Source organism: Polynucleobacter sp. AP-Reno-20A-A9 (assembly GCF_018882085.1).
In the GTDB taxonomy this organism is placed as follows: Bacteria; Pseudomonadota; Gammaproteobacteria; order Burkholderiales; family Burkholderiaceae; genus Polynucleobacter.
In genome coordinates this window covers 16,526-31,807 of sequence record NZ_JACVPB010000006.1, presented here as the reverse complement: position 1 = coordinate 31,807, position 15,282 = coordinate 16,526, and the positions used below count along the sequence as shown (strand labels likewise).

General features: G+C 47.8%; 13 protein-coding genes. 5 read left to right on the top strand and 8 right to left on the bottom strand.

Annotation, left to right across the window (positions count from 1 at the left end):
* Entirely contained in the window at nucleotides 1-2,571 is a 2,571-nt protein-coding gene (gene cphA, locus ICN39_RS06870) for a cyanophycin synthetase (RefSeq protein WP_216233317.1), read from the top strand.
* Between the two features lie 69 nt (nucleotides 2,572-2,640).
* Here the strand turns inward: cphA and ICN39_RS06865 are convergent, their stop codons facing one another.
* On the bottom strand, nucleotides 2,641-3,639 hold the full coding sequence (locus ICN39_RS06865) for a class 1 fructose-bisphosphatase (RefSeq protein WP_255532352.1): 999 nt from the start codon (nucleotides 3,637-3,639) through the stop codon (nucleotides 2,641-2,643).
* Nucleotides 3,640-3,708: 69 nt separating this feature from the next.
* Between ICN39_RS06865 and ICN39_RS06860 the strand changes: the two genes are divergently transcribed.
* Complete coding sequence (locus ICN39_RS06860) at nucleotides 3,709-3,933, top strand: type II toxin-antitoxin system VapB family antitoxin (protein ID WP_216233316.1); 225 nt, start codon at nucleotides 3,709-3,711, stop codon at nucleotides 3,931-3,933.
* A gap of 2 nt (nucleotides 3,934-3,935) precedes the next feature.
* Here the strand turns inward: ICN39_RS06860 and pepN are convergent, their stop codons facing one another.
* The 5 genes from pepN to ICN39_RS06835 all read right to left on the bottom strand — a co-directional run bounded on the left by pepN (nucleotide 3,936) and on the right by ICN39_RS06835 (nucleotide 10,762).
* Entirely contained in the window at nucleotides 3,936-6,545 is a 2,610-nt protein-coding gene (gene pepN / locus ICN39_RS06855; RefSeq protein WP_216233315.1) for an aminopeptidase N, read from the bottom strand.
* Nucleotides 6,546-6,590: 45 nt separating this feature from the next.
* Nucleotides 6,591-7,166 (bottom strand): TMEM165/GDT1 family protein, encoded by a 576-nt coding sequence (locus ICN39_RS06850; protein ID WP_216233314.1) that lies wholly within the window; start codon nucleotides 7,164-7,166, stop codon nucleotides 6,591-6,593.
* A gap of 87 nt (nucleotides 7,167-7,253) precedes the next feature.
* A complete protein-coding gene (ald, locus tag ICN39_RS06845; protein WP_216233313.1) occupies nucleotides 7,254-8,372 on the bottom strand; it encodes an alanine dehydrogenase in 1,119 nt (372 codons plus the stop codon).
* A gap of 12 nt (nucleotides 8,373-8,384) precedes the next feature.
* Complete coding sequence (locus ICN39_RS06840; RefSeq protein ID WP_216233312.1) at nucleotides 8,385-9,767, bottom strand: amino acid permease; 1,383 nt, start codon at nucleotides 9,765-9,767, stop codon at nucleotides 8,385-8,387.
* A gap of 245 nt (nucleotides 9,768-10,012) precedes the next feature.
* Nucleotides 10,013-10,762 (bottom strand): ThiF family adenylyltransferase, encoded by a 750-nt coding sequence (locus ICN39_RS06835; protein ID WP_216233311.1) that lies wholly within the window; start codon nucleotides 10,760-10,762, stop codon nucleotides 10,013-10,015.
* A 22-nt stretch (nucleotides 10,763-10,784) separates the two neighbouring features.
* Here ICN39_RS06835 and pdxH point away from each other — a divergent pair, with 22 nt between their 5' ends.
* Entirely contained in the window at nucleotides 10,785-11,420 is a 636-nt protein-coding gene (gene pdxH, locus ICN39_RS06830; RefSeq protein ID WP_216233310.1) for a pyridoxamine 5'-phosphate oxidase, read from the top strand.
* Nucleotides 11,421-11,433: 13 nt separating this feature from the next.
* Here pdxH and msrA read toward each other — a convergent pair whose 3' ends face one another.
* On the bottom strand, nucleotides 11,434-12,006 hold the full coding sequence (gene msrA, locus ICN39_RS06825; RefSeq protein WP_216233309.1) for a peptide-methionine (S)-S-oxide reductase MsrA: 573 nt from the start codon (nucleotides 12,004-12,006) through the stop codon (nucleotides 11,434-11,436).
* A 49-nt stretch (nucleotides 12,007-12,055) separates the two neighbouring features.
* Here msrA and ICN39_RS06820 point away from each other — a divergent pair, with 49 nt between their 5' ends.
* A complete protein-coding gene (locus ICN39_RS06820; RefSeq protein WP_216233308.1) occupies nucleotides 12,056-13,453 on the top strand; it encodes a coniferyl aldehyde dehydrogenase in 1,398 nt (465 codons plus the stop codon).
* Here ICN39_RS06820 and ICN39_RS06815 read toward each other — a convergent pair.
* On the bottom strand, nucleotides 13,441-13,683 hold the full coding sequence (locus tag ICN39_RS06815) for a hypothetical protein (protein WP_216233307.1): 243 nt from the start codon (nucleotides 13,681-13,683) through the stop codon (nucleotides 13,441-13,443). The genes ICN39_RS06820 and ICN39_RS06815 overlap by 13 nt on opposite strands.
* Nucleotides 13,684-13,748: 65 nt before the next feature.
* Between ICN39_RS06815 and ICN39_RS06810 the strand changes: the two genes are divergently transcribed.
* Nucleotides 13,749-15,281 (top strand): DEAD/DEAH box helicase, encoded by a 1,533-nt coding sequence (locus tag ICN39_RS06810; protein ID WP_216233306.1) that lies wholly within the window; start codon nucleotides 13,749-13,751, stop codon nucleotides 15,279-15,281.
* Nucleotide 15,282 lies beyond the last annotated feature (1 nt).

Here is a 15,282-nt window from a genome sequence, read left to right as displayed (position 1 = left end):
TTGGAAATCACCCGTATTCGTATGTTGCGCGGCCCAAATTTATGGAGCCGCCACACCGCTTTAGAAGCGATTGTTTCTTGTGATGAGTCTGAACGCTCAATCGACTCTATCCCTCAATTTGAAACCAAGATTCGTGAGCGCTTTCCCCAATTGGGCAGCATGCGTCGCGGCGGCCACAATGAGGCACTCTCTTTGGCTCATGCCCTTGAGCATGCAGCGCTTGGCCTACAAGCACAAGCAGGCTGTCCCGTAACATTTAGTCGCACAGTGCAAACCGTTGATGTTGGCGTTTATCAGGTTGTGGTGGAATACACCGAAGAAGTAGTCGGTCGTATGGCTTTTGACTTTGCTTTTGCATTAATTCAGGCAACGCTCAATGATGCTCCATTTGATCTTGCTGCCGCCCTCTCCGAATTAGAGGCCCTGTACGAGGACGTTCGTCTTGGACCAAGTACTGGCTCCATCGTGGATGCCGCAGTACAACGCAATATCCCCTACCGCCGGATGACCGAAGGTAGCATGGTGCAGTTTGGCTGGGGTAGCAAACAAAAGCGCATCCAAGCTGCAGAGACTAGCGATACCAGTGCAATTGCCGAAGCCATTGCACAAGATAAAGAGCTCACCAAGAACTTACTTGCTGCTGCTGGCGTATCCGTACCCATTGGTGAAGTAGTTACCACTGCTGATGACGCTTGGCGTGCTGCTCAAAAAATTGGTGGCCCGGTTGTTTTAAAGCCGAAAGATGGCAATCAAGGCAAAGGTGTTGTGGCCAATATTCAAACCGAAGAAGAGGTACGCGCTGGTTTTGTTGTGACCCAGGCCTTTGGTCGTGAAACGATTGTTGAGCGCTACCTTCCAGGAGCAGACTATCGCTTGCTCGTTGTTGGCAATCGTCTTTCAGCCGCCGCTCGTCGCGAGCCAGCACAAGTCGTAGGTGATGGTAGCCACTCCGTAGCCGAACTCGTTGAAATCGAAAATAAAAACCCATTGCGTGGCGACGGCCATGCAACAGCACTAACCAAAATTCGCTTTGATGACATTGCCATGGCCCACCTAGCGAGCTCTGGCCTAACCCCACAATATGTACCCAAGACTGGTGAGCGTGTTTTACTCCGTAACAACGCCAATCTCAGCACTGGTGGCACTGCCACTGACGTTACTGACGACGTTCATCCAGACGTGGCAGCAAGTGCTGTAGCGGCCGCTCAGATGATCGGTCTTGACATTGCTGGTGTAGACATCCTCTGTGAAAACATCTACAAGCCATTAGAGCAACAAGGCGGTGGCATCGTTGAAGTCAATGCTGCACCTGGATTACGTATGCATCTAAAGCCTTCGTATGGCAAAGGACGCCCTGTTGGAGAAGACATCATCAATATGATGTTCCCCCTCGGTGAAGATGGACGTATACCAGTGGTGGCGGTTACCGGCACGAACGGCAAAACTACTACAGTGCGCCTCATTGCCCATTTGTTAAATGAAACTGGCCTTCGGGTTGGTATGACCGGTACCGATGGCGTTTATATTAATCATCGACTCATCGATACCGGTGATTGCAGCGGACCCAAGAGTGCCCGTAATGTCCTAATGCATCCAGATGTTGATGCGGCTGTACTTGAAACTGCTCGGGGTGGAATGCTCCGCGAGGGTCTTGGCTTTGATCGCTGCGAAGTTGCGGTTGTAACCAATATTGGAGAAGGTGATCACCTAGGCCTCAATTACATTGCCAGTGTTGAAGATTTGGCCATTCTCAAGCGCGTGATTGTGCAAAACGTGGCGCCCACAGGCGCTGCCGTCCTAAATGCTGCAGATCCTATGGTTGTAAAAATGGGTGATAAGTGTTCTGGCCGAGTGATCTTCTTTGCCCAAAACCAACACCATCCAGTGATTGCCGCTCATCGCGCTAAGAATAAAAAAGTAATTTATTTTGATGGCGCTTATATTGTCGCCTCCAAGGGATCGCGTGTAATGTACCGCTTCCCTATCAGTGAAATTCCGCTGACACAAAATGGTGTATTAGGCTTCCAAATTGAAAATACGATGGCCGCTATTGGCGCAGCCTGGGCTCTTGGTCTCGATGCTGAGAAGATTGCTCGCGGTCTGCATAGCTTTGAGAGTGATCCTAATTCAGTGCCAGGGCGTTTTAATCAATTTCAACACAATGGCGCCACTGTCATTGCTGACTATGGCCATAACCCTGATGCTATGCGCGCCCTTACTAGCGCGGTTGAAGCCATGAAACCTAAAAAGAGTCACGTTGTTATTAGCGGTGCAGGTGATCGTCGTGACGAAGATATCCGCGATCTAACCCGCATCTTGGGCAACTCATTTGACAACGTCATTCTTTATCAAGACGCCTGTCAACGTGGCCGTGAAGATGGCGAGGTATTAAAACTCTTGCAAGAAGGCTTGGTTGGCGCCACTAAGGCTAAACAGGTCAAAGAGATTCATGGTGAATTTAAGGCCATTGATACGGCCCTAAACGATCTTGCCGCTGGCGATATCTGCCTGATTCTGATTGACCAAGTGGAAGAATCTCTTGCTTACCTCAAACAACAGGTCAGACCTTAATCAGTATTTTTTGACATTAAAAAACCCAATCGTGCGATTGGGTTTTTTATTTCTGAAGCACTAATGCGCTTATGAGTGATAGTGCACAATGCGATCAATCTCTTCTTTAGAGCCCAGCATCACAGAAACACGCTCATGCAAGTCTGTTGGCTGCAAATCCATAATGAGATCCGTGCCATTGGTGGATGCTCCACCCGCCTGCTCTACCAGAAAACTCATTGGATTAGCCTCGTACATCAGGCGTAACTTGCCTGGCTTGTGTGGCTCACGTTGATCCCATGGGTACATAAACACCCCGCCACGAGATAAAACACGGTGCACATCCGCCACCATCGAAGCAATCCAACGCATATTGAAATCCTTGTCACGCGCGCCACTGACGCCAGCCAAGCACTCCTCAACATAACGACGGACTGGGTCAGCCCAATGGCGCATGTTGGACATATTGATTGCAAACTCTTTGGTGGAATGAGAAATCGTTACCGAGTCTTTAATCAACAAGAATTCACCAGTCACCTTATTCAAGGTAAACATCACCACCCCATCACCCAAGGTCAAGGCCATCGTGGTTTGGGGGCCATACACCACATAACCTGCAGCAACTTGATGACGTCCTGACAACAAAAAGTCAGATGTCTGTAAAGGTGCATTTGGGTCTTGCTTCTTGAGCACTGAAAAAATGGTTCCAATTGAAACGTTCACATCAATATTGGATGAGCCATCGAGTGGATCGAATAACAGCAAGTAATCGCCTGTATCCTGGACCGGAACTGGCAGCTCCATTTCTTCTGAAGCCAAGCCTGCGAGAGATTTACAACCTTTAACACCATCAATTAATAAATCATTGGCAATGATGTCGAGCTTTTGCTGAACTTCACCCTGTACGTTGCCAGTGCCCGCGGAACCCAACAAGCCAATCAAAGCGCCCTGCGCTACTTCATGACTTAAGGTTGAGCAGGTATTAGCAACCGCGGTCAGCAAATCTTGCAATCCACTCGGGATAGCAGCGCCAGCCGGCTTTGCGGAGGTCAAATATTGCTTGAAATTGATATGGGTACTTGAGGACAAAGGTATTACTCCAAAGCTCTATTGAAATTAAGGTCTATTTTGCCTTGTTCTTAAGTGCCATCATAATTTATGGCTTATCGATACGAAATTACGCACTTTAAAACAGGGGTTTTAGCAATGATAGTCAATGTTGATGACGAATTGATCCTGGATGCCATGAAGTATTTCGATCCACAGCTTAGCCCTGGCGACCTGATTAATGAGGCAATTACAACCCTTGTTCGATTGCAGGCCACTAAAAAACTGGTGGCACTAGGCGGGATGACTCCTGAAATGAAAGATATCCCACGTTAAATTTAATTACCCAGCGCTTTTCCAATCACTTCCCTCACATCCGGAGAGAGTGTTGGGCATGCTGAAACCCGCTCCAGAGCCGCTTTCATGTGTTCTTGATAGGGTTGGGCAAATAAACGCCAGCGATCTAGCGCCCTTGCGAGGCGAGCGGCCACTTGAGGATTGATAGGATCCAAGGCTAATACGCTGTCCGCCCAAAACTCATAGCCACTACCATCCGCCTGATGAAAGCTTGCTGGGTTGTTGGCACAGAATGAATGAATCACGCTGCGAACTCGGTTTGGATTATTTAACTTAAATGCAGGATGCTCACGGAGCCTCTTCACTTCAGCAAGCGTGGAGTCTAGACCTTCTACTGGCGGACGACTAGATTGCAATCCAAACCACTTATCAATGACCAAGGCATCGTTAGCAAATCGATTGTAAAAATCAATTAAGCAATCTTTAGCTTGTTTTGCGCCGTGCACCACTAATGCTGATAGGGCTGCATAACGGTCAGTCATATTGTCAGCAATTTGATACTGATTAGCGGCCATTGGGCCCCACACTGCTGGTGCCGCCTCAAGCAGCATGCTCAATGCTAGATTTTTCAGGGCACGCTTACCAGCATCTACCCCATCAGACTTAAATGGTCCAGGTGTTTGCATCTGCTGATACAAGGCGGCCCACTCAAGTTGCAACTGCTTGGCTATCTCCCTACGGAAAGCGCGTCGCGCAGCAAATATCTTCTGGGGATCAACGCTCTTGCATTGCTCATACAAATAAGACTCTGCAGGCAGTGTTAAAGCCAGATCCTTAAAGGCTGGATCCAAATTAGGGTCTAGCAGGATATTGCGGTACGCATCAATCAGCCGCTCATCAGGCAAACGATTATGCAAAATCATTTGCATCGCCAACTTCTGGCCAGCTTCCCAGCGGTTAAATGCATCATCATCGCTTGAGAACAAAGTTAGAAGATCTGCCTCAGACTGCTCAAAATCCAAATTGATTGGTGCCGAGAAGTTGCGATTAATCGAGAGAACTGGGCGCTCTTGAATATTGTCAAAAGTCCAGGTTTGGCTCTCTTGCATCAACTCCAATAACTGTTCAGCTTGATCATTGGCTTTTGTAATTAAGCGCATCTTCAATGGAATGTGAAAAGGCTTCTTCTCTGGTTGGCCTGGGCTAGGCGTACAACTTTGATTCAACGTCAGCTGGTACTGTTTCTTTGCAGAGTCATAATGCTCTTGCACCTTAACCCTCGGAGTACCTGCTTGGCTATACCAATTCTTGAACTGGGTCAGATCTTTACCATTAGCGTCAGCCATCGCTGCCAAGAAATCATCACAAGTTACCGCCTGACCATCATGACGCTTGAAATATAAATCCATGCCCTTACGGAAACCTTCTTTACCTAAGAGGGTTTGATACATTCTCACGACTTCAGAGCCCTTCTCATAGACTGTGACGGTATAGAAGTTGTTGATCTCTTGGTACTCATCAGGACGAATCGGATGCGCCATCGGACCCGCATCTTCAGGGAACTGAAGTTGACGCAATAATCTGACGTCTTCAATACGCTTGACTGCCCTACCGGATTCGCTACCCATTTGATCGGCAGAAAACTCTTGATCTCTAAATACAGTCAGGCCCTCTTTAAGGGACAACTGAAACCAATCCTGACAAGTCACACGGTTACCAGTCCAATTATGAAAGTACTCATGAGCAACCACACTCTCAATATTGGCGAAGTCAGCATCGGTAGCTGTTTCTGGCTGAGCAAGAACAAACTTAGTATTGAAAATATTCAATCCTTTGTTCTCCATTGCACCCATATTGAAATCGCTTACGGCCACAATCATGAAGCGCTCTAGATCTAACTCCAATCCAAAACGCTTTTCATCCCAATGAATAGAGGCAATTAGGGAGTCCATAGCATGTCGCGTCTTTTTGAGGTCATGCGGCTCAACCCAAATCTGAAGCAGCTTCTTAGCGCCACTACTTGTGGTGATGGTTTCTTCAATGCAGTCCAACTTACCAGCAACTAAGGCAAACAAATAGGACGGCTTTGGAAACGGATCTTCCCAAGTAGCACTATGCCAACCATTAGGTAGTTTTTCTGTAGTCAGTAAGTTACCATTGGATAGCAGTACTGGGCACTCGGCTTCCCGCGCACGCAATGTCACGCGATAGCGCGCCATCACATCAGGGCGATCTAAGAAGTAAGTAATTTTTCTGAAACCCTCTGCTTCACATTGAGTAAAGAAGTTTCCATTAGAAACATACAAGCCCATGAGAGTAGTATTTTTTTCTGGAACACAAACGCAAATTATCTCTACAACAAACTTTTCTTTACCTTCATTTGGTATTGAATGAATCGCCAGCGTTTCTGACGTTAGTTCAAAATGACGATGCGCTTCACCATTGATGCGCAAACTGACGAACTCGAGCTCTTGCCCGACCAAAACTAAGGGGGCTCCTGGCTTAAAACTTTTGCCTGGCAAAACCTCAACGCGACTTTTCACAATGGTTCGCGCCGGATCCAGAGCAATGTCTAGCTCAACCTGGTCGAAGGTGTATGCGGGCGGGAGGTATTCGAGCCTACGAAAGCTCTGGGGGAGATCGGTTTTCATGAGCCTATTTTAAGTCTAGGCCGGCAGACTGGTTGTCTCGTTATCTCAGGCCCATATTAGGGTGGCCAAGCCAATAGCAATAAAAGTAACTGCCGCCACTGCATGAACCCACTTAATGGGCATACGCTTCGTGAATTTCTGACCAATCCAGACAGCTGGCGCATTGGCCAGCATCATCCCCAATGTGGTGCCAATCGTCACTGAGACCACATCCTCATAGCGGGCACCTAAGGCAATGGTCGCAATTTGCGTCTTATCACCCATCTCCGCCAAGAAGAAGAGGCCTACCGTTAGCAAAAATACTTGGAGAGCTCTATCAGCCACCTTGGATCCAGCTGCATCATCAATATGATCCGGCACCAGCAACCATAAGCCGATTCCTAAAAAGCTCAAACCCAAAATCCAACGCATGACATCAGGTGATACCAAGGTGGTTAGCCAATGACCTAATAAGGCGGCGCAAGCATGATTTGCAATCGTGGCAATAAAGATGCCTGCAATGATCGCTAACGCCTGCTTGGGATAGCGAGCCGCTAGCATCAATGAGAGTAATTGGGTTTTATCTCCCATCTCCGCTAAAGCAACTACCCCAGCAGAGAGGGTTAAGGCTGAAAAATCCATAAATGATGTAGGTCCAGTAAGTTTTGCATATCAGGAATAGTTTAAATCCTAGCACTCACCAGACCCACTCATTTTGGAAATATATTGCTACGCCACTAAAAGCTCCTCAGCCAATGCAAAGTCCAAGCCTTGAGCCATGGCAACAGGCTTTGATGTCAGCATCCCTTTGTGCACGCTCAAACCATTGCGCAAGTGATGATCAATTGAGAGTGCCTTCATCACTCCGCGGTTAGCCAAAGCCTCAACAAATGGATAAGTAGCGTTCGTTAAGGCAAAGGTTGATGTTCTTGCAACTGCTCCGGGCATATTGGCCACGCAATAATGCAGTACACCATCCACCAAGAAGGTTGGATCCGCATGTGTAGTCGGCTTAGATGTTTCAAAACAGCCACCTTGATCAATGGCAACATCCACTACAACTGAACCTGGCTTCATTGTTTTAATCATGTCACGTGTTACTAACTTGGGGGCCGCTGCGCCTGGCAGTAAAACCGCTCCAATCACAACATCAGCCTCACATAATTCTTGTTCAATTAGTAGGCTGTCAGAATAAAAAGTTCTCACTCGATTTCCGTAAAACAGATCGATTTGGCGTAAGCGATCAATATCACGATCAAAGATACAAACATCAGCCCCCATGCCGACTGCCATTTGCAAAGCGTTACGGCCCACGACGCCACCACCCAAAATGACAATCTTGGCCGGTGAGACACCGGGTACGCCAGCCATCAGAACGCCTAAGCCGCCATTAGTCTTTTCTAAATGCGATGCAGCTGCCTGAATAGACATCCGGCCCGCCACTTCACTCATAGGCGCCAATAGCGGTAGAGCGCCATTCATGGCGGTAACGGTTTCATAGGCAATGCAGGTGGCACCCGATTGCAGTAAAGCTTTTGTCTGCCTCGGATCTGGGGCTAAGTGCAAATAAGTAAACAGAATTTGATCCTCGCGCAACATGGCGCATTCTTGCGCCTGAGGTTCTTTGACTTTCACAATCATCTCCGCCCTGTGAAATACTTCTGCTGCACTATCAACTAGGCTAGCTCCAGCAAGTCGATAAGACTCATCCGTTAAGCCGATTTGCTCACCAGCTCCTCGCTGAATCAAAACAGAGTGTCCCTGCTTACAAAGTCCGCTGACATTACCCGGGGTTAATCCCACCCGGAACTCATTATTTTTAACCTCTTGAGGTACACCAATAATCATTGCTTTCTCCTATTATTTAAAGTCACGCTGGTTTGCTGTTTTGCGATGTAGTCCCACGACATAAAACATTGCGAGATACACGCCCAATAAACACGGCCCCACGATGAGTGCGATCCGTGCATCCTCATGAAAGCCCATTAGCACCACTACTAAGCCAATAAATGCCAGAGCAAACCATGAGGAATAAGGCCACCAAGGAGCGCGATACCCTAACTCCGCCACTTGCGATTTAGAGAGCGAGCGACGGAATTTGATCTGCGTAATCAAGATCGCAATCCAGACCATGAGACCGATAAAGGTCACTGCAGCCATCATGTAGTGAAAGGCTTTGTCGGGTACAAAGTAGTTGAGCACTACACCTGACATGCAGACTCCGACTGTGGTCATCACCGCACGATGAGGAACGCCGTACCTAGAGAGCTTTGAAAAAGATCTAGGAGCGTATCCGTTAGATGATAAGGAGTACAACAAGCGTCCACCACTAAAGATGCCAGCGTTACAAGAAGAAAGTGCTGCCGTGATCACGACAAAGTTAATTAAGCCTGCTGCCTCTCGCAAACCCAGCCTTTCAAACATCACTACAAATGGGCTACCTTGCTGTCCAACTTGATTCCAAGGAAAGATTGCCAAAATGACTAGGATGGCGCCCATGTAAAAAATCAGAATGCGCCAGGCCAATGAGTCAATAGCCATGGGAATAGTTTTGTGTGGGTTCTCAGCCTCGCCCGCAGAAAGACCAATCATTTCTATACCAACATAGGCAAACAAGACCATTTGCAATGAGAGCAACATTCCACTAATACCATTTGGAAAGAAACCGCCGTGCTGCCATAAATTACTCAGGCCAATGGGCTGCCAATCATTCGTAAAACCAAACAAGATGACCGAACCTCCCAGTGCAATCATCGCGACAATCGCCACTACTTTGATCAGAGCAAACCAAAACTCAAACTCTCCAAATACCTTTACGGCAATTAGATTGATTAAACCCATCATCAGAATCGAAGAAAGCGCCCAAATCCACTGAGGCGTCTCGGGAAACCAAATACTCATATAGATGCCAACTGCTGTAACTTCAGCAATTCCAACTACGATCCAATAAGTCCAATACCCCCAGCCCACCATATACCCTGCTAGTGGGCCTACATAGGTATTCGCGTAGGCCGCGAAAGAACCAGCTACAGGTTCATGCACCGCCATCTCACCAAGCGTACGCAGCACAATAAAGGCAACAATACCTGCGAGCAAATAACCTAGAAGAATGGATGGGCCCGCTATTTGAATTGCGCTTGCCGACCCCAGAAATAATCCGACGCCGATTGTTGAGCCCAAGGCCATCAAACGAATATGCCGTACTTTGAGATGGCGCTTTAAACCAGTGTGTTCAGTCTGCAAGAGAGACCTCCTTTCGATTTGTCGTTGGCGATTTACCAACGGAGCAAAGTCTAGGGAGGACAAGCGACAAGCACTAGGGGAGGAAAATTACTAAAGTAACTAAATGAATAAAACTATTTGGATAAGAAAAGAAATGCCTTTTAAATCAAGGTGGAGTTTGAGATAAATAATTTCTGACTGCAAAAGAATCAGTAATTTCCTACAGGGAATCCCCTTAAGGATTTACGGCAATTTTTAAGAAAATCTTACCGAGCAGAGATGAGGTTCAGAATTTCTGCGGCAGCGGCAAGCCCGCAGGCAGCCGTCACCATCACGGTTGAGCCATAGCCCGAGCAAGCTAGACCTCCGCTGGAAGCCCCCGCTCGTGGTTCATGCGAATAGATCGCACGAATGCCAATTTTTTTCTTGAGATTTCTGGAGAAACCATGATCCTGCCTTAGTCCTTGGCGAACCTTGGCTAACAATGCATCTTGTTCGGTTCTGGAAAGATCTTCACAGCGTACAGATGTGGGATCTGACTTGCCGCCAGCAGCACCACACATTACTAAAGCGCGATTATTTTTGACAGCCCAAACTGATAAAGCAATTTTGGTTTGCACTGAATCAGTCGCATCCAATACCAATGCATTAGCCGGAATGAGTCGATCTAAGTTTTCTGGCTCTAAAAACTCATCACAAGAAGTCAGTTTGATTTCGGGATTAATTTGCAGAATACGTTGTGTCATTGCTTCGACCTTTGCCTTGCCGTACTGCCCTTCTATGGCGTGCAACTGTCGATTGGTATTGCTCTCAGAGATGTGATCAAAATCAATGATGACAAGATGTCCGATACCGGTGCGAGCTAAGGCCTCTGCCGCCCAGGATCCCACTCCACCTAGACCAGCTACCACCACTGTTGCATTCAGAAAGCGCTCGCGCAGTTCTGGCCCATAGAGTCGTGAAACCCCACCAAAACGACGATTTTCTAAGCTGCCTTCTACCTTGTCTTCTGCCATAGCTTCTCTTTATACTGAATAAATGGACTCCATTGCACAACTCCGCAAAAACTATACCTTTGGTCAACTCTCAGAGACCGAGGTTCCTCAGGACCCCCTCCAGTTTTTCAAGCTTTGGTTTGACCAAGCTGTGAAGGCGGAGTGCCCGGAACCTAACTCTATGACCCTTGCAACAGCGGATAAATCAGGCAATCCATCAGCCCGTATTGTCTTACTAAAAGGCGCAGATCAAAACGGCTTTACCTTTTTTACCAACTACGAGAGCCAAAAAGGCAAAGACTTGGCTATCCGCCCTCAGGCAGCCCTCCTCTTTCATTGGCATGAATTAGAGCGCCAAGTACGTATTCAGGGTGTTGTTGAACGGGTTAGTGCAGCTGAAAGCGATGAGTACTTCCATTCCCGCCCATCTGCCTCCAGAATTGGTGCTTGGGCTTCACCTCAAAGCGCTGCTATCCCAAACCGTGAATTTTTAGAAGAAGCAGAAAAGCGATTTAAGGCGGAGTTTGGCGATACCCCTCCGCGCCCAGAGCATTGGGGTGGCTACCGCCTACGCCCTACTGAAATTGAATTCTGGCAAGGCCGCCCCTCTAGGCTGCATGACCGCATGCACTACAAGTTAGAGGGTGCCGGGTGGCGAGTGAACCGCCTAGCCCCCTAAAGACTGTTAATCCTCAGGAATACTGTGGCGCTATGAGCGATTTAAATTTCGCTCTAAATTTGGCCAGCTTGGGTGCAACTACTGCCATGCAATAACCTTGATTAGGATGTTGCTGAAAATAGTTCTGGTGGTAGTCTTCTGCGGGATAAATAGTTGGGGCAGCATCGATCTGCGTCACCACTGGATTGGCGTAGATTTTTGAATCCTCAAGCTCTTTCACTACCTCGTGCGCAATCTGAGATTGCTTTTCACTATGAGTAAAAATCACTGAGCGATATTGCGTGCCATGATCATTGCCTTGATAGTTCAAGGTAGTTGGGTCATGAATGACAAAAAGGATTTCCAATAAATCCCTGAATGAAACGATTTGCGGATCAAATAAGATGTCGACAATCTCGGCATGCCCTGATACACCAGTGCAGACGGCCTCATAAGTTGGATTGGGTCTGGCGCCACCGGCGTAGCCAGAAACCACAGACCGAACACCAATAATTTGCTGATAAACCGCCTCAAGACACCAAAAACAACCTCCACCCAAGGTGGCGCGCTCTAAAAGGGGTTCTTTTTTATCTAAATTTGTTTCCATGGCTTTATCCTAATGCCTTATTCCAATACCTGCCAACTATTAATAGACCATGAATCGCTTCACTATCCAGCTCGATGAAATGAAAGCAGCCTACGCTGCAGAACCAAACCCTACCCTCGAAGTGAGACTGGATCGAATTGCCCGCATTGAAAAAATGATCGAGGCAAATGAAGAGAAAATCTGCAAAGCCCTCGAAGCTGACTTCGGGGTGCGCCATCCAGTAGAGACAAGACTTGCTGAATGCCAAATGATTTATCAGGCATGTAAGTACACCCGTAAGCATCTCAAAGAATGGATGAAGCCGGAGCAAAGAGAAGCTCCATTCCACATGGGCGCCTCACAAGCCTGGGTTGAAAGTCAATCGCTGGGCGTGGTTGGCATTCTGAGTCCGTGGAACTATCCGGTTCAATTGGCGCTCATTCCCGCGATCGCCGCTTTTGCTGCTGGTAATCGCGTTTGGCTCAAGCCTTCTGAACGAAGCTCACGCACCTCAGGATTTATTGCAAGTCTCATTCAAGAATATTTCCACCCTAGCGAGTTCTGCGTCACTACCGGGGGCCCAGAAGTGGCCGAGAAATTTGCAGCACTACCTTTTAATCACCTTTTCTTCACTGGCTCAGGAACCATTGGCAAAAAAGTGATGCGTGCCGCCGCAGAAAATCTCACACCAGTGACTTTGGAGTTGGGCGGCACAACGCCCGTCATTATTGATAAGAGCGCCAATCTTAAAGATGCTACCGCCTCGGTTGTTTATGGCAAGTTACTCAATGGTGGCCAAACCTGTATTGCCCCTGACTATATTTTGCTAGAGCAAAGCATTCAAGAAGAATGTATTCAAGAGCTACAAACTGCAGCTCAAGCTCAATTTAGTAACCCGGAAGAACTAACAGGCCCCATTGATGAGCGACAACTGGAATACTGGCAGCACCTAGTCAGCGATGCGCTAGACCGTGGCGCAAAAGTGATTCCCTTACTGAATAACCCCGGTGCTGGTGCAAGACCATTTGAACCTATCGTATTGCTTAATGTTCCACCAGAAGCCCGAATTCTTCATGAAGAAATCTTTGGACCCATTCTGCCAATCATCACCATTGCGGATACCTCGGCAGCGATTGCTTATGTAAACAACAAGCCAAATCCATTGGCTCTTTATTGGTTTGGCAAAGACAAAAAAAATATGAAGCGGGTCTTAAATGAAACACGTTCTGGGGGCGTCACCATTAATGACACACTCTTACATATCACCATTGAGGATCTTCCTTTTGGTGGCGTCGGTGCGAGTGGCATGGGTAGCTATCACGGCAAAGCAGGTTTTGATACCTTCAGCCATCAAAAGTCAATTCTGGAAGTACGCGGCTTCTTTGATTTAAACCTTTTTAAGGGAACCAAAACGGCACGCCCTCCATACGGAAAAATGACTGAGTGGCTTTTGCGTTATCTCAAATAGAGAGCCAAGCAAGCAATAGTTGAATTACTCACCCCGCTAGATGAGGCTTTATCTCTCCATTTGTTAAATAAGTCGGGAATACCCTTGTAATCGAGTGCTGAAAATGCCATAATAGGAGGCTTTTTAAAGCAATTTGATTCATCGCCCCCCAGCTCTATTTCAGCGATTAGTTTAGAAGTCATAAACACAACAACGCTGCCGCTTGTCTGATGGTCGATGCCTTTGACCATCGCACCCTATAAAAAACCATGGGTGCAACATACGGAGACATCCCTTAAAGGGGATGTGTAATAGCATGACTTTTTCTAAAGAAACTAATCACGAGTCGAAAGACTCAAAGAGCACTGGAACTGAGTTCCAGAATTTTGCCCTAGCGGCATCACTCCTTAAAAACGTTGCTGAACTGGGTTATACCCAAGCCACTTCCGTGCAAGCTCAGGTTATTCCTGCAGCTTTAGCTGGTGGTGACTTATTGGTTAGCAGCCAAACTGGTAGCGGTAAAACCGCAGCCTTTTTATTGCCTTTGATTAATCAACTCATCGAAGACAACCCGAACAACTCACCTGTACCAGGTCGCGCACAGCCTAAAGTGTTAGTGCTCTGCCCTACTCGTGAATTAGCTCAACAGGTTGCAGCCGATGCAGTGAACTTAGTTCGCGGCATGAAAGGTATCCGTATCGCAACTGTGATGGGTGGCATGCCTTACGGCAAGCAGATCCAGGCATTGAAAGGTGCATTGTTAGTTGTTGCAACTCCAGGTCGTTTGCTCGACTTGTGCGATAGCAAAGCAATTCGCCTGGACGATGTAAAACAACTCGTTATCGACGAAGCTGATCGCATGCTCGACATGGGCTTCGCTGATGACCTCGAGGCTATTGATAAGCGTTGCGCAGGCCGTAACCAAACTTTGATGTTCTCTGCAACTTTTGCGCCAAAGATCATGTCTTTAGCAAATGAGTTGACTACAGATGCTAAGCGTATTGAACTTGCTCACGCAGGTGAAAAGCACGCCAACATTGAACAGAAGTTGCATTGGGCTGACAGCATGTCACACAAGCATAAATTGCTCGAACACATTTTGGCTGATGCCGATTTGGATCAAGCGGTTGTGTTTGCAAGCACTCAAGTTGAGAGTGAAAAAATTGCTGACACATTGCGTGCAAATGGCTATGAAGCAACTGCCCTACATGGTGCAATGCCTCAAGCTGTGCGTATGCGCCGTCTCGAATCTTTACGTAAAGGTCACACCAAGATTTTGGTTGCGACTGACGTAGCGGCCCGCGGTATCGATGTGCCACGTATTAGTCACGTGATTAACTTTGGCTTGCCAATGAAACCAGAAGACTATACGCATCGTATCGGTCGTACAGGTCGTGCAGGTCGTAATGGTGTTGCTATCACTTTAGTTGAACATCGTGATCGTGCGAAGATCCGCAACATCGAACGCTTTACACAGCAAGATATCGTTGCTTCAGTCATCGCTGGTCTTGAGCCACAAGCCAAGCCTAGCTTTGGTGGTGGCGGTGGTCGTCCTGGTGGCGGTCGCTCTGGCGGCGGCTTCGGTGGTGGCAATCGCTCTGGTGGCGGTGGCGGCGGTCGTTACGGCTCAGGCGCTCGTTCAGAGTCTCGCTCTGGCGGCGGCTTCGGTGGTGGCAATGCAGGTGGTAGTCGTTCAGGCGATTCACGTCCTGCGCGTTCTGCTGATTCACGTCCCGCGCGTTCTGCTGACTCACGTCCGGCTCGCTCTGGTGACTCACGTCCAGCAGGCGGCCCACGTTTTGCTAAACCAAAGGCCGGCGGTCAACGTCGTAGCTTTAGCGGTAGCTAAA